We start from the raw sequence: 19,898 nt of genomic DNA, 5'->3' as shown, positions 1-19,898 counted from the left end.
GAAAAGGGGGCTCGGCCACGGGATCACCCCGTGGCCAAGCCCCCTTTCCCTTGTCCCGGCTCCAGTGCTTCAGCGGATCGCCATGGCTGTCGCTGCGACGCCGCGCTGCCGCCGGTCTCCGTGCCGGAAGGCAGCGGCCCGTTGGCCTGTGGTCGCCAGCCGGCGCCGCCTCACCGTGAGGTGCTGGAGGTGGCCTGTCGCTTCCGCGGCGGCCAGCAGGGTCACCCGGCGGTCGACGTACCGGTGAGCGGCCTTGTCCCACAGACCAGCGAGGTCGATGGACACGGACTCGCCAGCAAGACCGGCGTGCGGCGCCGTGACCAGGGTGACGACGTCGGCCGTGTCGATGCTCAGCTCCCGGGCCAGCGCCTGGTCCTCGGCGGCGAACCGGCCCAGAACCTCCGCGAGTTCGTCCGCGGAGCCGTTGAGCGCGTAGGCCTGCACCTTGGCTCCGGGCTCATCCTCGACGCGGGTAAGGGTGACACGACCGGGCGGCATCTGGTGCACGACTGCCACCACGCCTCCGTGGCCGACGTAGACCTGGCGCTCCTTGGGGCCGGACTGCATCGCCGAGAGCCACAGACGCCCATCGCCGTCGAGGACCTGCCCCGGGCTCCCGGCGACTGCGGACCAGACGCGGCGCAGCCGTGCCCGTACGGCCGCTGGGACGCCGGAACGGATCACGACGACCAGAAGTGTCAGCGCGGCTGCGGTCGACAGTGAGGAGGCGGGAAACACCGCGGCGGTCAACGCGGTGACGCTGATCGCCGCGTGGCACAGCAGCACGGTCACAGCGCGGGAGCCGCGATGCCGGGTCGGCAGCCAGGCGCCGGCCGGCACCGCGAGGGTGAGGGCCCACATCGGTACGACTTCCCATGAGGCGATCGCCTCGGGGACGCCAGCGGCCTCGCCGACCCAGCTGATGACAGCGGGGATCCACATCATCGTCAGGCAGGTCGACATCATGGCCGTCGCGACGGTGCGGTTCGCCCTGAGCCACAGGAGGAAACCGCCCAGGGCGCCCACCGCACAGACGACGAGTCCTGCCGTGGGGCTCGCTGCTGCCAGCTGCAGCGCGACGAGAGCGGCACCGAGCACGCCGACGGTGACGAGTAGATGACGCGAACGCGGTGAGATGCGTGCGGTCTGCGGAATGGTCATGCCGGGGCCGTCCTTCTGCTGCGGGGGTGAAGCCGCCTGGGACGCTAAGGACGGAAGCGGACAGGGTCCCCGAAGACGCGTCTTCGGGGACCCTGTGGCCGATCGGTTCAGGAGGTCGTGAGGACCTCGGCGTCCAGCAGCTCGTCCGCCCACGGCCCGATCTTCTTCCACTGCTGGTCTGCGGTGAGGATCCAGCCGGTGGCGGTGTCACCGTTCTCGACCTTGGCCACGGCCTGGCCGTCGGGGAAGACCCACAGCTCGGTCTCTTCATCGCTGCTCGCCGCCGCCGGGAGCGCCTTGGGCAGCTCCTCCAGCTTCAGCTGCGACCCCGCAGTGGTGAACCGCCACATCTTCCGCTCGCTCTTGGCCGCGGAGCCGCTGTCGACCAGACCGGACATGCCGTCCTGGGTCGAGGCGCCGTTGCCGCCGGCGCTGACGCTCAGCGGGAGGGCCGGCTTGCCGTCGCTTCCCTTGACGTAGCTGAAGGTGACCTTCTCACTGCTTGTGCCTGAGGCCGGGTTCGTCCAGCCGGTGTCCACCGTGCCGTTGACGGTGCGGGCGTCGGCCGGACCGCTGGCGACGGGGACGCCCGCACCGTCGACGGCCCAGCAGCTCCACGGGGTGAAGCCCTCCTCGCCGGGGTTGCGGGAGAACGCCGTCTGGCACTCCTGGCTCTTCCAGTACGCCTGCACTTCAGCGGGGACCTCGTGCTTGCGCGCCGTGTGCTTGCCCGCCTGCCAGTCCTTGATGTTGACGGACCACAGCGACGTGATCTTGTACTTGTCGGCGGTCGAGCTCGACCAGGTCTCACCGGTGGGGCTGTCGGCAGCGGTGGTCTGGAACCAGAGCTCGGGGGACTTCGGCGCCCCGGTGAACTGGGCCCCGGACACCGCCCCGGTCACGCCGGCGGCGGTCAGCTGCTCGCGGGTCAGAGTCACGACGGCCTTGTCGCTGCCGGCCGCGGCGAGGTCGGCGACCTTGAGCGCTCCGTCGGGCCCGCTGGCGTTCATGCCACTCTCGCCCAGCAGGGCGTACTGGAAGGAGCCGTCGAAGACGCGGCTGCGGCTGCCGGTCCCGGCGAGCTGGCCCTGGGCGACCGGCTCGGGAACGGTGACCTGCTTGCGGATCTGCAGCGTCTCTCGGTCCAGCGCGGCGACGGCGACGCCCTGGTGGGCGACGAGGTCCTTCCCGAGACGTATCTCAAGGCCCGGGCCCGGCGCCTGTGAGGGTGTCGCGCTGCCGTCCTTGCCGGGCGTGCTCTTACCGTCGTCCCCGGAGCTGGAGCAACCGGCCGCGAGCAGGACGACGGCCGCGGCCGCCACGGCGCGGGTGGGGAAGCGGTTCATGTACCTCTCCTCGAGCTGGTCCGCCGGCACCTCGGGCGACGGAATGGTGATCACAAAGTCGCGGCCATTTGACCACTGACTGTCCACGCGGGCGAAACCGGCTGTGCCGGTGACCGGTGAGTTTCCGCAACAACCGGCGAGAGGGCGCTGGCCAGCCGGGCCGACGGGCCAGTCGCCGCGGCGGGGTCATCCGGACAGGATCAGAGCCTGCACCTCCGGAATCGAGAACGCGGTGCTTGCCGCGGTCAAGACAGCCAGGACGGGAACGAGGACGGCCTTCTCGAAGCTGCCTCCGGCGCGTATCCGCAACGCCGCCGGCGGTGCGAACTCCCACCACCTCTTGCCTCGGTGCACCAGCGGCCAGGCCAGTGGGCAGCCCTGCTTGGTGATCATGTCGCCGAGGCAGTGGGTGAGCGACCCGACCGCGACCGCCAGGCCCAGCACCGGATAGCCCCGCCCGGACGGCAGCCACCAGACTGCACCTGCCGCCGCTGCCGCAGTCACCAGGGTCGTGACCATCCACCCCTGTCGCCTTGCCCAGCGGCCCATCAGGCCCCGGATCGCCAACCCGAGCATCAGGAACAGCACGGTCACCGCCGCCGGCTTGCCGAGCAGTCCGCACGCCGTACTAACCAGGCCCCCGGCGGCCGCGGCGAACACAGCGGTGTGCGTCAGGGTGCGGTGCCCGCCAGTCCGCGGAGCTTCCCGGGCCGTACGGGTCAGGTTGTAGACCGCCGTCGCGGCTCGGTCGACCCCGTGCGACAACGCCGTGGAGACCGGCCCGAACGTCCTGGCGACGGTCGACGACGGGTGGTCAATGTCTGGCAGCAGGGCCGCCCCTGCGGAGACAGCCGCGCCCACCGCGACCTCAGCCCCTGGAACGGTGACTCCGCACATCTGCAGGCCTGCGGCACCGGCCATCCACACGGCCACGCCCGACAGGGCGTGGGTAGGTCCCATCACCATTGTCAGGCCGCCTGTCCGAAGAGGTCCGACACGAGGTCGGCGAGGAACTCGACGGTGGGGGGCACCCACCGGTAGGTGACATCAGCGATGCCCCCCACGAACGCTGTGACGAGGTCGCGTATGCCGCCCGCTCCGTCATCACGCACGTATCTGAGGACGCCGCATACGAGGCCGATGGTCAGCATGGCGGTCAGCAGCCACCGTGCAACACGTATCACCACTGGGAGATCCCTTCGAAGGTCCGTTGACGCGTCATCACCCGACCTGGTCGCCGAGCTGACTGATCAGGTCCTTCATCGACTCCCCGAAGTCCGTGACCGTCTCGGTGGTGCGGTCCAGCCAACCTGGATCCGTGACGTCGCTGCCCTGTCCTGTCCACCGCCAGAAGCCGATGACGACACCTGCGGCTACGAGAGCAACCAGGACGCGCTTCAGAACCCCGACCGGACCACGAGATGGTGATGACATGGTCGGATCGTGCCTTCGAAAGCGGACACCCCAGGGAGCGGCAGGTTGAAGCACCGGAGGATTTCGTCTGTTGGCGCTGCTCTCGCGCGCACGCGCGCGCGTCCTGTGGTTGCTGTTACTACATCAGGTAGGACGTCAATCACGATGGTGAGCAACCTCAGGTATCAGGGGGCATGGTTCAACGGAAGGCCCCCTAGGGCCTGGAGTGGTGCGCGAAGCGCAGAACCATGACCGGTGGATGGTCCAGCGCATCCAGGGCGCTGGCGCGGGGTGGCCGGGGGCGGCGTTAGCCCCCGGCAGTTGATGAGCCCGCGTAGCGGACGAATCTTTGTCAGGTTGAGGCTACGTGTGGTTGAGCTTCGTCTGGGTTGAGAGTTCGTCTGGTTAAGGCTTCGTATGGTTAGGCGCCAAATTCTGGCATCTGCGGAGGTCAGAATCTGGCCCTTCGGAGTGCCAGTGGTTGGTCCTCCGGAGGACCAGAATCTGACCTCTCGGAGGGTCAGAAAATGACCCTCGGGCCAGGCGCTCAGGCTGGAGGGTCAAAAAATGACCCCTGGGGCTGAGCTGTGCTGATGCCAAGCACACTGGAGTAGGGAACGCGAGGGCCCCCGTCGTCGATGACGACGGGGGCCCTGATTGCAGTGCTGTTCAGTCCTCGTCAGCAGCGTTGTAGGCGTCGTAGAGCTCTGCGAGCGAGGCGGCACCTGTGTAGCCGGCTTCCGGTTCTTCGTGGACCACGTACACCGTCTGCGTGCGCAGAGGGTTCCTTGGGTTGCGTCCGGTGCGCCAGTCAGCGGCACCGATGCCGCGGAGCTGCTTGAGGTACTTGCGCAGTGTGGTCTTGGACTTGATGCCGGAGATGTACAGGAGCTTGGCTTGTCCGGGCCAGACCCGTGTGTCGCCGAAGTTGTCCTTGCGCTCCTGGTTCACGTGCACGAAGAGAGCCCAGTAGAGCGTCTTCGCGCCAGGGAGGATGTCGGCGAAGAGGACCCAGTCGGGCAGCTGGCTGAACGGGTACCGACGCCGGCGGCCGCGTTCGAAGCTGGCATCCCCTGCGAGATCCTTCGGGAGGCCATCTTCCGCGATCTCCTCCGCGGGGGCACCCCCTGCAGGATCTTGCGTGTCCTTCGGCGGGTCCGTTTCCTTAGCCATGGAGCTTCACCCCCGTAGGAGGGGTGCGGTTGAGGAGGTACCGGTTGGGCAGTCGGTTGCCGTTGTCATCGTGGCGCGGTTCGACTGAGATGGCTCCTGCTTCGCGCAGGGTGCCGATGTTCTTCTGCAGGGTTCGGGTGGAGACTCCAGTGAGGGCTGCGAGCTGGGTCAGAGGGATGTTCACCTCGTCGTCCTTTGCCAGCAGCGACATGTGTCCGTAGAGCCATGCTTCGCTGCGGCACTTCTGGAGCACCCACTCGGGGATGGTGGCAAGCCTGACTCCTGAGCGGTCAGTTGTCCTGCCCAGTTCGACCACCATTTCTTCCGTTTGGTCCTGTTCTGTCACTGCTCGACGTGCTCCTGTCCTTTCGAGAGTGACCCGCTTCATGGGGTAGAGCCCCGCATCCCGCGTTACTCTCGAAGTCGCAACCAGAAACGAACGGTCCCCTGCCGGCCAGCATCGGGGGCCGTTCGTGTTTTTTGATCACCTTACACCCCTGAACGATGCTGCACGTGGTGAACGAGCGTGCATGGGGTGAGCGTGTCGTCCTCTGGTGCAGGTCAGGGGGAGCCCTCAGCTCGGAGACCGTCGAGCATGGGCTCGGGGGTGGGGGTCAAAGTCCGTCGTGATCACCAACCCCACTAACCGCAGAGGGGCTGAAGGGGCTGAAGTCTCGGGTCCCGCCTGCTTCGGGCTATTCGGTGGCGGCGACCCCGGCGCGCCGCCAGGACTCTAGACCTCGAAGTTCAGCCCCTTCAGCCCCTGTTGGAGCTGGGAGCCCCCTCTGATCTGGGGCAATGCCGACGCAGCTTGAAGGGCTAAAGGGGCTCGTCAGACACAGCGTGGGCCCGGCAACGGGGATTGTTGCCGGGCCCACGCTGTGACGTCCGCCAAGGGCGGGGGGAGGGCTTATGCCCCTGCGGGAGTTATCGCCCGCCCCTGGGAGCGGTTGGTCTTCTCGCCCGTCCGGCGGGCGGCCACAGTAAGTGGGTCAACGGCCTCACCGGGCGACCCCGTCCGATAGTCGCCCCCAGGCGCAGAATCACGGTCGTGGGGAACGAGGTAGAAGACCCGCCGATGAAACAAACTCGTCTCAGGATCTCGCTGCACGTTGGGAGCGAGTTCCGCGTAACCCACCAGGCGTCCGAGGCCGTCGAAGGGGGGCTTGCCAACTCGGTAGGGGGTGCCGTGGACAGCCTGGCGCACGTACTCCAAAGTCGTGATGTCCTCCAGCCACACGATCGTGGCCTCCCCGGTGACGTCCGTGTCAGTGAGTAGTGAGCTCATGGTGTCCGCACCCCTTTCTGCTCTCGGTTTCCTCGGGTCGGTTGCTCAAGCCTCACGCCCGCGTCCACCGTCCCCCTCTAGTTTAGTGGGGTGTGGCGGCACCGCGTAGTGGCCGCTCACTGCCCCAGCGCACATTTCCCCACAAAGTTCCGTGACTACTCGTCCTCAGTCCGCAGCGCCAGGCCCGGGTAGAACCGGACACCGTTCGATTTGATCATCTCCTCTGCGGACTTCAGCCCGAGCTCCTTCCGGACTCGATCGGCGAAAGCACGACCAGTGGCCGGCTTCTCTTCCTCTCCTTGGCACCAGAGCTTGTAGAGCTTGTAGAGCTGAGATTGCAGCACCTTCGCGCTCGGGTGCTTCTCTGTGGCCTCGCCGAGGAACCGGCCGATGTGGTCTTCGGTGGCCGCATAGCCTGCCGTCGCCGTACGGACCCTCTCGGGGCCGTCAAGATTGTCTCGATCGGCCCCAGGGGCTCGAGTCGCGAGGAAGCGACGTGCTCCCTCGATGAGCCACGCAAGGATCCCCGGTCCTTCTTCTTCAACCAGGATTCGGGCCAGGTTGTCGATCTTCTTGGCGTCGGGGACCTTGCGCTCGAACGGGATCAGTCGCAGTCGACGCCAGAAGGCGTGACCACCCGTGGCAACCTCGGGATAGTGGTTGCCCAGGAGCCAGAGGTGATGGGTCGGCGCGAAGGTGAAGTAGTCCTGCCTCATGCGGCGTGCAGTCACCGGCTCGCCGCCGGTGAGTTGTTTCATGCGCACCTCGTTGAACTTGTCCGTGGCCTTCAACTCGCTACATACCACGAGGCGGCGACCGTACAGCTCGGTCAGTTCCGTCGAGTGCTCGTTGTAGCCGCCACGGTCCATGAGGAAGCCAGGGGGTGCCGCATGTGCGTAATCGCCGAGGATCTGCACGACCAGGTCGAGGAGCACACTCTTGCCGTTGGCGCCGTCGCCGTGGCAGAAGGGCAGGACCTGTGCGCCAACGTCGCCAGTGATTGAGTACCCAAGCAGGATGTGGAGGTACTCGATCATCTCCTTGCCGTCAGCATCGTCACCGAAAGTATCGGCGAGGAAGGCGAAGAAGCGCGGGGTTTCCATCTGCGTAAGAGGGGCTACCCGGGTGCAGCGGGAGTTGAAATCGTGGAACGGATCGGCTGTCCGGACCTCGCCTGTCTTGAGGTCGACCACGCCGGACGGCGTGCAGAGCGTATACGGGTCGCCATCAAGCTGGCTGGCGTCCAGTGACAGGGCAGGTGATGCCTTCGCCTGGTGCAGCATCGCCTTCATGCCGCTGGTCGACGATGAGTAGCGGCGGTGGCGTACCACATCCTGCTGGGAGAACACACCAGTCGGGTCGACGGTGGGCATCTGAGCGGCCATGTCCCCAGCGGCCCAGATCGCAGCGCCCTCGCCACCGCGCAGCTTCCATCGGCCAGCCTCCCAGACGTACCAGCCGTTGCCGTCCACGTAGCGGAACTTCCCGCTGTACATGGAGGCGAACAGTTCCGCATTTGCTCGGTCAGTGAGATCGTGCGGAAGGACCCCTGCCGACCGCCGGCTCGGCGGAGGGCTGGTGGGCCCGCTGACTTCGAGGCTCGCTTTCTGCACCGGCAAGTTGGGCCGGTCAGCTCCGACGACCGGTGTGTCGAGGTCAAGCATCTGCTGAGCGACGGCTTCTGGATCGAAGCCAACCTGAGTGCGGTCGCTGGGGGTACTCATGAGCGTCCTTCGAGATGAAGCGGGCGCATGGCCCCCGCCGTGAGTCCGTCGCTGATGATCCGGGCGATCTTGACCCGCTGCTGGGGTCGAGCTGCTTCCGCGGCGTACGTCAGACGATCGACTGCTTCGGTCCTTGAGAGGCGGCCGGCCGCTACTAGACCTCCGGCGGTGAAAGCGGCCTTGTTGAGTTTTCCGGTGAAACCGGTCCCCTCGTCTGCTGCAGCACAAGCTTCGATGTCCTCAAGCAGCCTTCTGAGCCCGTCAACGGGTCCTTCGGTCCGACGAATCAGAGGGCGAATCGTCTGGCTCGAGGTAGCTGGCGAGGAGGCTATACCGTGACCGGTCCGAATCAGCTCTTTCGCCAGCCACTGAGGGAGCGGTGCTGGAACCCGAACTGCGCCCAACGGCCTGTAGGTGCCCTTCGATGTACATGTGAAGGGTGCTACGACATAACCCTTATCCGCGCGCACGTCCACCTGCCAGGCCAATGCCGTCGTAGCGTCCGCTCCCCGGGAGGACCTCAGCCTCAGGTCTTTCGGCAGCGAGTACCAGATGTGCATGCCTCCAGACGCCGTCTCCACCCGGAGGGTCGTGTCGTCATGGCAGGGGTCCTGCTGTCGACGGTAAGCGGCCAGCAGTGCGAGCGTGTGGAACCCGTTCCCCAGGCCCGTCAGGTCAATTGACGGATGAATGGGGATACCTGGGAGAAGTCGGTCACGTTGCGGTTGCTTGCTCGCGTGCGCGTCCACGTCGAGTACTACTACGTTTGCCGGGCCGCACGACACTGCTACCCCGAAGCGAGGTTGGGCGCCCCACCATGCTCGGATGCGGTCGAGGTCGGTCGTAGCAGCGTGAAAGCCGTGGCACCATCGGCCGGCTTGGAGGCACGGACAGTCTGCGGGAGCGTGATCTTGCTTCTCGCGACAGTGGGAGCAGTTGGCAGCCGGGATCTTGCGTCCAGGGACCAGTGGATGTACTGGCCAGCCCCTCTGTGCGCACCAGATCGCCGTATCCACCGGAGACGGCCCTGGCGGTACCACAGAGGAATCTGGAGGACAGGACATTCTTGCTGATCCTTGCTGAGGGTCTGTAGGCATCGCACGTGTCATCGGTGAATACGCAGGTCAGGGCTGCTTCGATGGAACGGGCAGGGGCTATAGGGGCTGAAGTCTCACGTCTGCTGCCGCGAGCCTAGCGCAGCGTGGGCAAGGCTTTGGGACGCGCGCGCTAGAAGTTTGCGCAATGCCTCATGTTCAGCCCCTTCCGCCCCTGTCGGTACCAAGAGCTGCGAGGCGTCTGAACCCAACCGGCAGGCCTCAGATCGAAGTTACCGCCTACAATGCGCCTTTTATTGCTCTATTGGTTGATTTGCGAGGGATCGTAGGGGCTCGACTTCCGGCATGCGCCGGCGGCCGCATGCGGCTGGGCGCTGTGGTACGCAGCGACTGACTGGAAGCTCGTTCCATGAAGCTGTTTGGCGCCCTCGAGGAGTCCGTCCGCGACCAACCAGGGCCCTCTGTGTAAGGCAGGGGCTGTCCTTTAGCCCCTCAGGGTCTAAGCGCAGCCCTTGAGCAACTTGGCATTTGTGCAGGTCAAACTGCCTCTAACTCCTCTATCAGTGGCTGAAGGGGCTGAACTTCCCAGTTATCACGCTCCGGAGCATCTCACGTACGCGCGCGCGGGCATGTATGTCTGCGCGCGCCCGCGCGCGCATCTATGTCCGTACACCAGACCCTTCAGCACTTGCGCGCGGGCGCGCATACGCCTGCCCGCAAGTTCCTTCATAACCTGGAAGTTCAGCCCCTTCAGCCACTGTGAGGATGGGGAAAACCCTCTGACCTGCTCTTTTGCATAGGGTCAGACGGGCTCATACAGGGGCCCAGGCGGCCGCCCCCGCCCCCCAGGCTCGTTTGAGCCCCTGCGCAGACGAAGCCGGTGGACGAAGTTGCAGCCGTCTGCTGCCGCCCGTCCCGGCAGGGCGGCGAGCCTCTGTAGTTGCCCTGGCCGTGTGCGCGGGAGCGATCTGCAGAGAGAGTCCGGCGAGGGCGCCGCCCGCCTGGCAGGCTGAGGCCCGAACTCTTACGGAGAGAAGGGCGATCGATGCCACACGAGGACGCCCAGCTCCTGGACCAGGCTCTGGGGCAGTACTCCCGTGACTCGGTGCTGACGCTGCTGCGTGCCGCGTTGGACTCGCCGGGATGCGCCCGACTGCATGAGCATCTGCTGTTCGCTTGGACCCGGGCCTTGACCAGCCCCGCTGCGGAAGAGCAGCAGGCGGGCGCTGGTGACTTCCCTGGCGTTCTCCATGCCGCTCTGCGAGCGGGCCCCGCGCGCGGCATCACCACCGGCTGGATACCCAACGACCCGGCGGATGCGGTGAGGTTCACGCTTGGGGAGAGGTCCTACCTGATTCACCCTGGCGAGCTCGACCATCCGCTCATGGTTCTACGGGCACTCCGTGACACCGCCGATGCCGCGGATGGGCACTTGGTGGGCGTGCGCGGATTCGGTATCCAGGACGTCCTTGAACTCTCGCTGCGTCACACTGACCACACCGTCAGGCACCTGTCGCCGACGTGGCCTCCGGCGACTGACCTCGAATTGGTACCCGAGCAGATCACGTGCGAGGTCACGGCCGCCGAGGTGACCGCTGCGGGCGAGATCGGGACCGACCATGTGACCGGAGCTGACCCCATGAAGGAGCCGGACCGGACATCAGCTGCGCTCGCCTACCTGACCCGCGACATCACCGAGCTGCCTCTCGCCTACGCACCCGGTCTCCCCCTGCTCGGTCCGACTCTGCTTGTGAGGAGCGTGGACGGCCGTGCAGAACCGGTTCCTGCCTCGACTGCCCTGGAGGCTGCGGCCGCGGCAGCAGGTGATCTGCTGCAGGGGCACCCGATTCCGGATGATGCCCAGTCGTTCCTGCGCCTTCGCGCCGTCACACGCGTCGCACGACTCCTCGGCCTTCGGGAGGCACCCACCCAGCCTGACGAGGTATGCCGGATCAGCTCACCGTCGCACCGCCTGGAGATCGCCGTCGTCGCCAGCCTCGCTGACGATCTGGCGGTACTCGTAGAGAAGGCGCGCGCCGAGCTCTTGAGGGCACCGTCCGGGACGGGCCGGCTGGTCGTCTATGCGGGGCCCCGCTTCCTTGGCCGGGAGGTGGTCACCGACACGGTCTACGTCCACGTGGAGGAGCTCACCGAGATCTTCGCTGCGGCCAGCGGCGACCTGGCCCTGGTTGCGTTGTGGGTCCTGGAGCTCACCCAGCACCCTGGGGCGGACGCCGTCGCGTACTACGACGTGCTGGACGCCTGGAGTACTTGGCACGCCCAGGCGACTCTCCTGCCTCCTGGCCCGTCACAAGAGGGCGTGGCCCTGGTGGAACCGTACGGCCGGGACGTGTCGTGGGAGCGCGCTGCGCTGTGGGCCACGACGGACACACTCCTGGACTCGGCCGGGCTCCCACAGGCGGTCGACTGGGAGGGCTCTCGCCTGATGGTGGCGCAGCAGGGCGAAGGACGGTGGGCCGACCTGGCACAGAACCCTCCAGGTCGAAGGGTGCGAGTCTGCGTCAGCAGTCACCCGCCGCTGATCATCGTCACCACCATCAATCCCGAGCCAGGTGCGCTGCTTGACGAGACCGCGTTCACGGGCCTCGCCGACGGGATCCGCGGCACCCTCGCCGGCCACGCCGACCTCACACGCCACTTCACCTTGCCTGAACGTCGACCCGTTACCTTGCACCTCACCGAGACCATCGCCCCTCACGATCCGCCTGCGGGCCGCCCCACGGACGTCCCAGCCGACGCGCTGGCTGTAAGAGTCGGCGTGGACGAACAGGCCGCCCGAATCGACCTGGTGCTCGACCCCGCCCTTCTGGAGCGGTTCGCCGAGGACGGTCACCACATCCTCGGCCGGATCCTGCACCAGACCATCAGCCGGATCCGCACCTCCCACGGCGCTGACAGTGGTCTGGCAGCCGACGCGTTCAGCACAGCTTGGGACATTGCCGTCCCGGTGATCACCTGGTACGGCAACGACCCGTTCGCTCCACCTGCCGCGCCGGCCCACTACCTGCCGAGCACACCGCATGTCCGAGCTCGGGCACTGCGCATGGCCGCTGAAGCCGTGCGGGACGCAGGTGTACCGGCAGGCACGTTCACCGGGGCCGAAGCGTTGCGCCGGGGAGGCCCGGCCGAGCAGCTGTTGCATGCCCTGGAGGGCGCACTCGACGGACATCTCCGTGCCTACCGTCCGGCCTTGGTCCCGACCCTGACCCGACACCTCAACGCTGCCCTCTCCGCACGGAGCCGCGGCCAGCAGGAGGCCATTCCTGGAATCGTCCGCGCTGAGGGGAGCACCTGGGAAGAGGAGGCGCGCCGCCGGGAGACCGATGGCGCCGCAATCACCACCGCCCTCCAGGCCCTCCTTCAACAGGCCCTCGCCACACCGCCCGCAGGCGATCAGGCTGCCGACCTCATCGCCGTCGCTGATCTCGTCGCCTTCACCGAGCTTCTCCTGCGCACCGCGCTGGTGGCCGTCCCAGCAAGCCGGAAACTGCACTCCGTAAAGCTCACTGTCGACACCACAGGCGTCTTCACCTTCGAGATCCCCACCACCGCGGCCAAGATGAACCCGGCTGAGGCCACCGAGGCTGGGCACCTCGGCTTTGACACGCTCGCCTTCCGCCAGGCACAGGAACAGGCGTGGCTCGCCCGCGCCCGGTCCTCCGACCCGCAACCCATCACCGCGCAGGAGCTGTTCGCGGCCCGGCGCGCCCTTCGCACTCCGACCGAGTTTACGAGTCTCAATCCGCCGGCCAGCAGCACCCTCGCCCGCGCCGACCGGGAGCTGACCACGCAGTGGGGCTGCGGGCTCGACGCCCTGGCCGCCGTCCTCGCCACCGCCTCTGACTGGCCCGTCGAGGCTGACGGCATTGCCGCGACCAGCAGGGAGGACATAGCCCGCGAGGCCGCCGCCTGGTCCCAGTTGCCAGAAGGCCAAATCCTGGCCGCCGTCGACCAGCTCCTCCTCCACAGCGGCAACGCCACCGCGACGCACGCACATGCCTACGCCGAGGTCGAACGGCGAATCCGGCCCACGACCCACCCTCTGATCGCTCATGCCAACGGCATCCTGATCGCGCCCTGGCTCGTCCACACCGCTCAGCAGCTCTACGCCGCTTCCTTGAGCGACAGCCGACTGCCCCGGCCCGACACACCGCCGAAGGTGGCCGACCTTCTGGACCGTTACCGCCAGCAGCAGAACAACCAGCTCGAGACGGACCTGGCCGATGCGGCAGCGCGTGCCGGCCTGCCGCATCGGCCCCGCTTCGATGTCGGACCGGCAGCACGCGCCGGCATCCCCGGACTGCCGGGTGAGATTGACCTGCTGGTCGCCGATCCGGCCCGGGGACGGCTCTGGGTGGTCGAGGCGAAGAACCCTCACAGGGCGATCAGCAGCCACAGCGTCGCCCAGCATCTCGACCGGTTCGTCCGCTACCGCAAGAAACTCCTGGCGAAGGCCCAGGTCCTCTCCGCCCATACGGAGGCAGCAGCGCGGGCATGCGGAGTGGACACTCCACAGGACTGGAAGCTCGTCCCGATCTTCGTCACCCGCAACATCGACCCGGCCGCCTTCACCGCCGACCCGGGTGTCGCGTTCACCAGCATCAGCCACCTCACCGCGGTACTGGGCAGCACCACGGAGCCGGACGTCGGGTGGAACCCCGGCCCCAGCAGGTGAGAACCGTTGACCTGCCCGGCGTGGCGTTCCTCCCGGAGCACCGAAGCCCCTCGTGTCCGCCCGCCGCGCGGTCCTACGCGGCCGCGCGGCGGGCCCGCGACCCGGCGAGCCCTCAGGAAGTTGCGGCGCCAGGCGCCTGAGCGAACGTCGAGAACAGGGCCCCAGCGGTCAGCTTGTGGTGGGCCAACTGCTCGGCAACAGCGTGCGGGTTACCCCAGCGGTGCTGGCCGTGCGTGAGCGCCTCTGCCCAGCTGCGCACCGCGGTCGCCAACGCTTCCCACCGCTCCAGGGTGACGACCCGCATCCCTTCGACGGTGATCGCCTGGAAGTGCGGCGTGCGACTGGGGTGGACGATCACGGGGAGCTGCTGGGTGACCTCGGGGTACGCCTGCTTGTCCCAGCGGACGCTGCCGCCCAGCTGGTCCAGGTCGTGCTTGTCGATCGTCTCGGCGACACAACCCGTCTTCAGCTCGATCACCGCGTGCCGGCCGCCGCCGAGTACCCACAGGTTGTCCGGCCCGGTGTCGTACATCTTCTCCGGGCGGGAGCTGGCGAATCCCAGATGGCGCCCCAGGGCTTCCCACGCGCGCTCGGCGTCGTCAGAACGCTCCGGGTCTCCCCACACCACTTCCTCAAGCAGCGCCTGCACGCCTAGGAGCAGCGCGGTGCCGTCGGCGTACGTCTCGGACAGGAACGCTGCCGCTGCCTCCGCCTGAACAGCCGCGGGGCGGAGCTGGGCGGGGGTGACTCCGCCGGTGGGGCGGAGGACGAACGGGTTGTCGTCCAGGGCCTTGGAGAGCAGCTTCTGCGCGGCCGCGGGTTCGACGTGGTGCAGGTACGCGGCACGCTGTTCGATCAGCCAGCCTCGTACCGCGCGGTCGCTGACCATGCCGATGGCCTTCTGCAGCCGGTCACTCGCGTCGATGTAGCGGCCGGTCGCCGCGAGGTTGAACGCCTCGCGTACGCCGATGGCTTCGTCCCGGACGGTTCCGGTGGGGGCGTAGTGGACGGCAGCGAGTGCTTCACGGCTCAGTGCCCGCCACTGCGGGTCCCGGCTCAGGCACAGGCCGATCGCTTCCCGGATTCCGTCCAGCCCCTTGCCGGTGAGCTGCTCGGCGAGGCTGCTGCTCAGGTCGATCTGGGCGCGGGTCGCCGGTGAGAACAGGGCCCGCTGCTTCGGGTCGTGCAGAGCGACGGCGAGTTGGCTGCCCAGGAGCAGTACAGCGCAGTGGTCCTCGCTGTCGCGTACTCCGCGTCCCATGCCCTGCTCGATGCGCTGGATCTGCCGGGCCAGCAGGGTGGGGCTGCCCGACAGGAGCGCGGCCTCCCGGCGTTCGGTCGGGTCCATCGGGCGCGGTACGCCGTCGAGGATCAGCAGTTCGCAGGCCTCCCGTGGGAGGTCGACGCCGTCGTACTTGTTCACCATGACGACGAGTCCGACCCGCCCGTCCTTGAGAGCGCGCACGGTGCTCGGCAGCTCTCCGGCGTGTACGACCACGTCCGCGTACGACCGCCACGGCGCGGCCGCCCGGGTGCTGGGGACCAGGACCACCACGTTGACCGGTTGCGCTTCGGCCGTTCCGTCGCCGTCCCGGTCACCGTCGGCGAACTGCCGGGCCAGCTGGCGGACGGCTTCCTCGTCGAGCTGAGGGTTCAGGGCGACGGGCGCGAGAATCATCCGGTCGCCGAGGTCCGCCGCGCTGCCCGGCGTCACCGGCTGCTGCACGTCGTTCGGTGCGGCGTCGAGGTCGGTGACGAGCACGCTGTCGTCCGCGAGCGTGGCCGTGAGGTAGACGCGCCGGCGCGCTCCCGCGAACGCGGGGATCATCGCGATCGGCGGACACGGGGGACTGATCTGGATCTCCTGGCTGGTCACGGTCGCCGAGCACAGGTGCAGCACGTCCGCGATCAGCGGCCAGGTGAACTTGAAGCCCTCCTCCCCGGCGTGGGGGTGGAGGATGTCCATGATCCGTTGCTGCTGGCCGATCCACGACCAGAACGGCACGGGCACCGAGGCGGTGTGGTCGTGCGCCCGGATGTCCGCCCAGCCCTTGGGGGACTGCGCCTGGAGCTCGGATGCGAACAGAGCACTCAGCGCCTCGTATGCGGCATGGCCGGCGGGCACGGTGAGACGGAACTGCGCCTCCGTCGTGGTGAGTGCAGCGTGCGCGTCGTCGACGATGACGATGCCGACGTCCAGCTTCTCCCGGCTGTCACCGACCACGCCGAACACGGACTGCCCGTTGACCAGCTTCTGGAAGGTGGTCACCAAGATGGACTGCCCGGCCCGGAACGCCAGGTCGTCGACGCGGTCGGTGACGGCCAGCCCCATCGACTCGGCCTCTGCCCGGACCTGCGCGGCGAGATAGCGGTCCGGTGCGAGGTAGACCGCGGCTCCCACTCCCTCGTTGAGGGTGCTGCGCGCGATCAGCAGCCCGACCGCCGTCTTCCCGCCGCCGGTGTTCTGCTTGATCACCACGTCGCGGCGTTCGCGTCGCCCGAACCACTTCTCCAGTACCTCGCCCTGCTCATGCCGCAGGTAAGGCCACGGCCGGCGAGGCAGTGCGGCGTAGATGTCCCGGGGCCGCAGCAGCGGTTCGCTGCGCCCGGTTCCTACGCGGCTCAGGTCCAGTGGCATGGTCCGTTCCCCCTCCACGCGGCGCAGCCCGGGAAGTGGCTGCTGCCACCGGACATCTTCCACCGCGCCGTCGGCCGGTCGCGGCGTTTTCGAGGAGGCGGACCCGGACTGGCGAAGGCGCCCCCGGAAGCTGCTGTGCGCTGGTGCTCCGCCTGGCGGCTCGGGGGCCGGGCGGCAGCCGGCGTATCAGTCCTCGGAGGTGGTGCTCGTGTGGGCGAGTGCTTGCACGGCGAGCTGATGCCAGGAGACGGGCACGAAGGCAACGACCTCGTACCGGTCCACCTTGATCACGATGTGATGGCCGTGCTCTGCCACGTCCGTGAGGATGCGCGTCAGTTCGGTCCGAGCGTTGTCCGAGCTGAAGAGCTGGACCTCCGGCGCAGCGCCCAGAGCGTTGCGCGCTTGTCCGTACCAGCCGGTCGAAACGATCACCGCGGCGGGCCTGTTGTGGCGGGTGACGAGCTGAGGTCTGGGGCCGGTGAGGGTGTCGTTGCAGGACAGCGCCAGAACATCTCCCCACTCTCCGCGTAGGCGGCCGACGGCGAGCTCCCGCTCGTAGGTGGGCATCGTCGGCGGCTCCATTGTCATGGCGCGCATCGTCGCAGCGTATCGCGTCACCCTGCAAATCTCACGACAGCGTTAGAAACTAACGATGTCGTATTGCGACGTCGTTAGTTTCTGCGCTACGTTCCATGACGGCAGAGATCAACTGCCGGGCCTCAGAGCCACGTTGCTTCAGAACTGCACAGAGTGCATACGAACGGCCCGCTCATGGGCGGGCCGCTGAACTGAACGGATTCAGTCCCGCGCATGCCACCACGGATGTGCGGGAGCTGCGCCCGCTCAGGGCACACAAAGGGCCCTCCGCACCCAGCGATTGCAGCGCTGGACGAAGGGCCCTCCACCCCCGGGAGCAGACCCCGGGGACCGTCCGCACACCTCAGTCAGCGAGGAGCACGGAACATGCAGCACTCTACGGCCACCGAAGGCGACCGGTATGCCGCCTTCGAACACCCGGCCCACCCCGACGACGAGAAACCCAGGCTCCTCACCCGTGCCGAGCAGCGCCGCGCCGCTGAGATCCGCCGGGCCGAGTTCAGCCGCCGAAGGGACCGCATCGGTCTCGGCCTGGGCCTCGGTGGCGCCTGATGGCCGCCGATCCGATCACGACTCTGAGCCGTCGCACCCTCAAGGCCGTCCGCACGGTCCCGCGTTCCGACGCAGGACGCGCGGCCTGCGCCAGCAGGGTCGACTTGTTCGAGCGGCTCGGCGGGAGCGGCACTCCGAAGTCCGCCGACAAGATGGCGGCCGCCAAGGTCTGCGCCGCCTGCGTCCTCGGCGAGACCTGCGCCTTCCGCGTGAAGGGCGGTGGCCGCCGATGACGTACGCGGAGCAGAAGCGGCGCGCTGACGAGGCGCGCCAGGCCGCCGAAGCGGCGGAGCGGCAGACCGGCCGCCTCAACGGAAGGGGCGCGTGATGGCTCCGCTGAACTTCAGCTTCTCCAACCCGGGCCGACACGGATCCTCCGGCGGCAGCACCTTCCGCGGCCGGGCACCGAGGAACGCAAGGGCAGCCTCCGACGCGGGTGCCCGCTGGGAGGCGTCCGAGCGCGGCCGGGAGACCGGGCGCCGCGAGCCGGACCCGGGCCGTCGTGGGCTCCGTGGCTGGAGGCGCGGCTGATGGATTGGGACCGGTACTTCAACCCGGGCCCCCGACGGTCCTCCGCCAACATCACCACCACCCGAACCGCTGCCGTCCGCAGCGAAGCCTCCAAGGCCGCCAGCCGCATCGGCGTCCTGCGCAAGCTCGACGAGCCCAGCAGGCGAGGCAAGCGCACCTGAACACCCGACAAGGGGCGGGGCCTTGATGGCCCCGCCCCAAGGAGATGAACACCGATGACCACCCATGGCGGCGAACACACTCCAGACCGCCTGCTCGACCTTGCTCGCCGAGCGCACTCCCTCGCGCTCGACTCCATCACGAACGGCGACTTCCCGGAGGCGACGGCGTGGGCCTCGGTCGGCCGGCTGCGCATGGAGATGTACCGCGCCGCCCTCGCCACCCACTGCCCCGACTGTGAAGGGCGCGGAGTGGTCGCCGTGCCGTGCACGAACGCCCACTGCACCGAAGACCACGGCGACCTCGACAACCACCGCCAGCACTGGGGCCCCTGCCCGAACCGGGTGACCCACCCCTGGATCCCCGACCCGGCGGCGGACACCGCTCCGGCCCCATGAGCACACCCCACGCACACCAGTAAAGGAGCACGCCGGTGTCCGGCATCAACCTGACCAGCCTCGCCACGTCCCCCGTGGTTCTTGTGGCGGTCGTCATCCTCGGACTCGGTGCGGTCATCGGCATCTCCAAAGTCCTCACCCGCGACAAGACCAACACCCCTGGCCCCCTCGACGAAAGCGAGGACCAGCGCAGAAAACGCGAAGAGCGAGAAAGGACTCTTCGCGTTCACCGGGCGAGGCGAGTAGCCGATATCGGCACCTATATCTTTGCCAGCATCGCCACCTTCGCCGCGCTCCTCGGAATGTGGCCGATCGCCCAGAACAGCGTGAAACTCGCCGGAGTTCCTACCGACTGGGTCAACCTCGGCGCACTCATCGCGGTCGGAATGGTCGAGGGCACCATCATCATCTCCGGGATCCGGGCCCGGGCGAACATCCTGGCCGGCGAACCCTCCGGAGCCGACGGGATCGCCATGTGGGTCGCGGTCACCGTCTCCGCGATCCTCGCCTCGATCGAAGTGGCCGTCGCCGACCACAACGGCCTGAGCGCGGGCGAAGTCTTCGTTGCGGTGCTGGCACGTCTGGCAGCACCCGTCATCGCGGGCTTCCTCTGGGAGCGAGGTCTCGCCCCCGAACGGCGTGCGACCGGCGTCGAGAAGGTTCACTCGCTCATCACCCTGCGGCGGCTCCTCGTGCGCCTCGGGCTGGCCGCTCCGCACACCGCCGACCTCGGCGCCCTGGACCGCGACTTCCGTCTCGCGAAGGTCGCCCGGCACATCGCCAACGCCAAGCGCCGGCGGCACGGCAGTGTCACCGGAAGCCGGGCCAACCGCCGCAACCCGCGCCGGCGCCGTGGCCCTGCCACCCGCTGGTCCGAGTGGCGCGCCCGCACCACCCTCATCACTGCCGTCCGGTACGGGGCGATCCAGCCGCCAGACGGAATGAGCCTCGGGGATCACGTCGGACTGCACGCGCTCACGGAGGCGCTCATCGAGGGCGAAGCCGCGGTGCCTCTCCACCTCGCGACCGCACGCCCCCGATCGGGCACCCCGACGGGCGTCCACCCCGACGACGATTCACTGCCCCCGACTCGGCACCCCGATCACGCCCCCCAACCGGCCAGCCCGATCATCGGGGCCGACGCCCAAACCCGATCATCGGGCCGAC

18 protein-coding genes are annotated in these 19,898 nt (G+C 68.0%); 6 read left to right on the top strand and 12 right to left on the bottom strand.

Translation table 11 applies throughout. The features are described 5' to 3' along the window. Positions 1–69: 69 nt before the first annotated feature. From VN520_RS32670 to VN520_RS32625, 10 genes are all read right to left on the bottom strand, one after another. Positions 70–1,161, bottom strand: a complete 1,092-nt coding sequence (locus tag VN520_RS32670; protein ID WP_325750556.1) for a hypothetical protein — start codon at positions 1,159–1,161, stop codon at positions 70–72. A 107-nt stretch (positions 1,162–1,268) separates the two neighbouring features. Next, positions 1,269–2,507, bottom strand: a complete 1,239-nt coding sequence (locus VN520_RS32665; protein WP_325750555.1) for a hypothetical protein — start codon at positions 2,505–2,507, stop codon at positions 1,269–1,271. A gap of 186 nt (positions 2,508–2,693) precedes the next feature. Further along, on the bottom strand, positions 2,694–3,467 hold the full coding sequence (locus VN520_RS32660; RefSeq protein WP_325750554.1) for a metal-dependent hydrolase: 774 nt from the start codon (positions 3,465–3,467) through the stop codon (positions 2,694–2,696). Between the two features lie 8 nt (positions 3,468–3,475). Beyond that, positions 3,476–3,694: a hypothetical protein gene (locus VN520_RS32655; RefSeq protein WP_325750553.1), complete on the bottom strand. Its 219-nt coding sequence runs from the start codon at positions 3,692–3,694 to the stop codon at positions 3,476–3,478. A gap of 34 nt (positions 3,695–3,728) precedes the next feature. Further along, positions 3,729–3,941 (bottom strand): hypothetical protein, encoded by a 213-nt coding sequence (locus tag VN520_RS32650; RefSeq protein WP_325750552.1) that lies wholly within the window; start codon positions 3,939–3,941, stop codon positions 3,729–3,731. A gap of 648 nt (positions 3,942–4,589) precedes the next feature. After that, positions 4,590–5,093, bottom strand: coding sequence for a hypothetical protein (locus VN520_RS32645; protein WP_325750551.1), 504 nt, complete (start codon positions 5,091–5,093; stop codon positions 4,590–4,592). Beyond that, entirely contained in the window at positions 5,086–5,412 is a 327-nt protein-coding gene (locus tag VN520_RS32640; RefSeq protein WP_325750550.1) for an HTH domain-containing protein, read from the bottom strand. Before VN520_RS32640 ends, VN520_RS32645 begins: the two co-directional genes overlap by 8 nt. A gap of 591 nt (positions 5,413–6,003) precedes the next feature. Next, positions 6,004–6,381, bottom strand: a complete 378-nt coding sequence (locus VN520_RS32635) for a DUF6009 family protein (RefSeq protein WP_325750549.1) — start codon at positions 6,379–6,381, stop codon at positions 6,004–6,006. A gap of 155 nt (positions 6,382–6,536) precedes the next feature. Further along, positions 6,537–8,105, bottom strand: a complete 1,569-nt coding sequence (locus tag VN520_RS32630) for a phage/plasmid primase, P4 family (RefSeq protein WP_325750548.1) — start codon at positions 8,103–8,105, stop codon at positions 6,537–6,539. Then, on the bottom strand, positions 8,102–9,169 hold the full coding sequence (locus tag VN520_RS32625; protein ID WP_325750547.1) for a bifunctional DNA primase/polymerase: 1,068 nt from the start codon (positions 9,167–9,169) through the stop codon (positions 8,102–8,104). The genes VN520_RS32630 and VN520_RS32625 overlap by 4 nt, the downstream gene beginning before the upstream one ends. A 1,036-nt stretch (positions 9,170–10,205) precedes the next feature. Here VN520_RS32625 and VN520_RS32620 point away from each other — a divergent pair. Further along, entirely contained in the window at positions 10,206–13,856 is a 3,651-nt protein-coding gene (locus tag VN520_RS32620; protein ID WP_325750546.1) for a hypothetical protein, read from the top strand. 112 nt (positions 13,857–13,968) lie between these two features. Here VN520_RS32620 and VN520_RS32615 read toward each other — a convergent pair whose 3' ends face one another. Then, positions 13,969–16,494, bottom strand: a complete 2,526-nt coding sequence (locus VN520_RS32615) for a DEAD/DEAH box helicase (RefSeq protein ID WP_325750545.1) — start codon at positions 16,492–16,494, stop codon at positions 13,969–13,971. 186 nt (positions 16,495–16,680) lie between these two features. After that, entirely contained in the window at positions 16,681–17,091 is a 411-nt protein-coding gene (locus tag VN520_RS32610; protein WP_325750544.1) for a hypothetical protein, read from the bottom strand. A 366-nt stretch (positions 17,092–17,457) separates the two neighbouring features. Here VN520_RS32610 and VN520_RS32605 point away from each other — a divergent pair, with 366 nt between their 5' ends. From VN520_RS32605 to VN520_RS32585, 5 genes are all read left to right on the top strand, one after another. Further along, positions 17,458–17,643, top strand: a complete 186-nt coding sequence (locus VN520_RS32605) for a hypothetical protein (protein WP_325750543.1) — start codon at positions 17,458–17,460, stop codon at positions 17,641–17,643. Continuing rightward, positions 17,643–17,876, top strand: coding sequence for a hypothetical protein (locus VN520_RS32600; RefSeq protein ID WP_325750542.1), 234 nt, complete (start codon positions 17,643–17,645; stop codon positions 17,874–17,876). Before VN520_RS32605 ends, VN520_RS32600 begins: the two co-directional genes overlap by 1 nt. A gap of 297 nt (positions 17,877–18,173) precedes the next feature. Then, positions 18,174–18,335, top strand: a complete 162-nt coding sequence (locus VN520_RS32595) for a hypothetical protein (protein ID WP_325750541.1) — start codon at positions 18,174–18,176, stop codon at positions 18,333–18,335. Positions 18,336–18,389: 54 nt separating this feature from the next. Continuing rightward, the gene (locus VN520_RS32590; protein ID WP_325750540.1) at positions 18,390–18,731 is read left to right on the top strand and encodes a hypothetical protein; all 342 of its coding nucleotides are present in this window, start codon (positions 18,390–18,392) and stop codon (positions 18,729–18,731) included. Positions 18,732–18,766: 35 nt separating this feature from the next. Beyond that, the coding region (locus tag VN520_RS32585; protein ID WP_325750539.1) for a hypothetical protein at positions 18,767–19,898 on the top strand (1,132 nt) is incomplete at its 3' end.

This window comes from Streptomyces sp., from assembly GCF_035563135.1.
In the GTDB taxonomy this organism is placed as follows: Bacteria; Actinomycetota; Actinomycetes; order Streptomycetales; family Streptomycetaceae; genus Streptomyces.
The sequence above is the reverse complement of the archived record's forward strand: the minus strand, read 5'-3'. Positions and strand labels throughout refer to the sequence as shown.

What these genes read in the sequence shown, in the direction of transcription:
- VN520_RS32615 (WP_325750545.1), bottom strand. Translation starts at nt 16,494, where the DNA reads ATGCCACTGGACCTGAGCCGCGTAGGAACCGGGCGCAGCGAACCGCTG.
- VN520_RS32600 (WP_325750542.1), top strand. Translation starts at nt 17,643, where the DNA reads ATGGCCGCCGATCCGATCACGACTCTGAGCCGTCGCACCCTCAAGGCC.
- VN520_RS32610 (WP_325750544.1), bottom strand. Translation starts at nt 17,091, where the DNA reads ATGCGCGCCATGACAATGGAGCCGCCGACGATGCCCACCTACGAGCGG.
- VN520_RS32645 (WP_325750551.1), bottom strand. Translation starts at nt 5,093, where the DNA reads ATGGCTAAGGAAACGGACCCGCCGAAGGACACGCAAGATCCTGCAGGG.
- VN520_RS32660 (WP_325750554.1), bottom strand. Translation starts at nt 3,467, where the DNA reads ATGGGACCTACCCACGCCCTGTCGGGCGTGGCCGTGTGGATGGCCGGT.
- VN520_RS32670 (WP_325750556.1), bottom strand. Translation starts at nt 1,161, where the DNA reads ATGACCATTCCGCAGACCGCACGCATCTCACCGCGTTCGCGTCATCTA.
- VN520_RS32635 (WP_325750549.1), bottom strand. Translation starts at nt 6,381, where the DNA reads ATGAGCTCACTACTCACTGACACGGACGTCACCGGGGAGGCCACGATC.
- VN520_RS32605 (WP_325750543.1), top strand. Translation starts at nt 17,458, where the DNA reads ATGCAGCACTCTACGGCCACCGAAGGCGACCGGTATGCCGCCTTCGAA.
- VN520_RS32665 (WP_325750555.1), bottom strand. Translation starts at nt 2,507, where the DNA reads ATGAACCGCTTCCCCACCCGCGCCGTGGCGGCCGCGGCCGTCGTCCTG.
- VN520_RS32595 (WP_325750541.1), top strand. Translation starts at nt 18,174, where the DNA reads ATGGATTGGGACCGGTACTTCAACCCGGGCCCCCGACGGTCCTCCGCC.
- VN520_RS32590 (WP_325750540.1), top strand. Translation starts at nt 18,390, where the DNA reads ATGACCACCCATGGCGGCGAACACACTCCAGACCGCCTGCTCGACCTT.
- VN520_RS32650 (WP_325750552.1), bottom strand. Translation starts at nt 3,941, where the DNA reads ATGTCATCACCATCTCGTGGTCCGGTCGGGGTTCTGAAGCGCGTCCTG.
- VN520_RS32625 (WP_325750547.1), bottom strand. Translation starts at nt 9,169, where the DNA reads ATGTCCTGTCCTCCAGATTCCTCTGTGGTACCGCCAGGGCCGTCTCCG.
- VN520_RS32630 (WP_325750548.1), bottom strand. Translation starts at nt 8,105, where the DNA reads ATGAGTACCCCCAGCGACCGCACTCAGGTTGGCTTCGATCCAGAAGCC.
- VN520_RS32620 (WP_325750546.1), top strand. Translation starts at nt 10,206, where the DNA reads ATGCCACACGAGGACGCCCAGCTCCTGGACCAGGCTCTGGGGCAGTAC.
- VN520_RS32640 (WP_325750550.1), bottom strand. Translation starts at nt 5,412, where the DNA reads ATGGTGGTCGAACTGGGCAGGACAACTGACCGCTCAGGAGTCAGGCTT.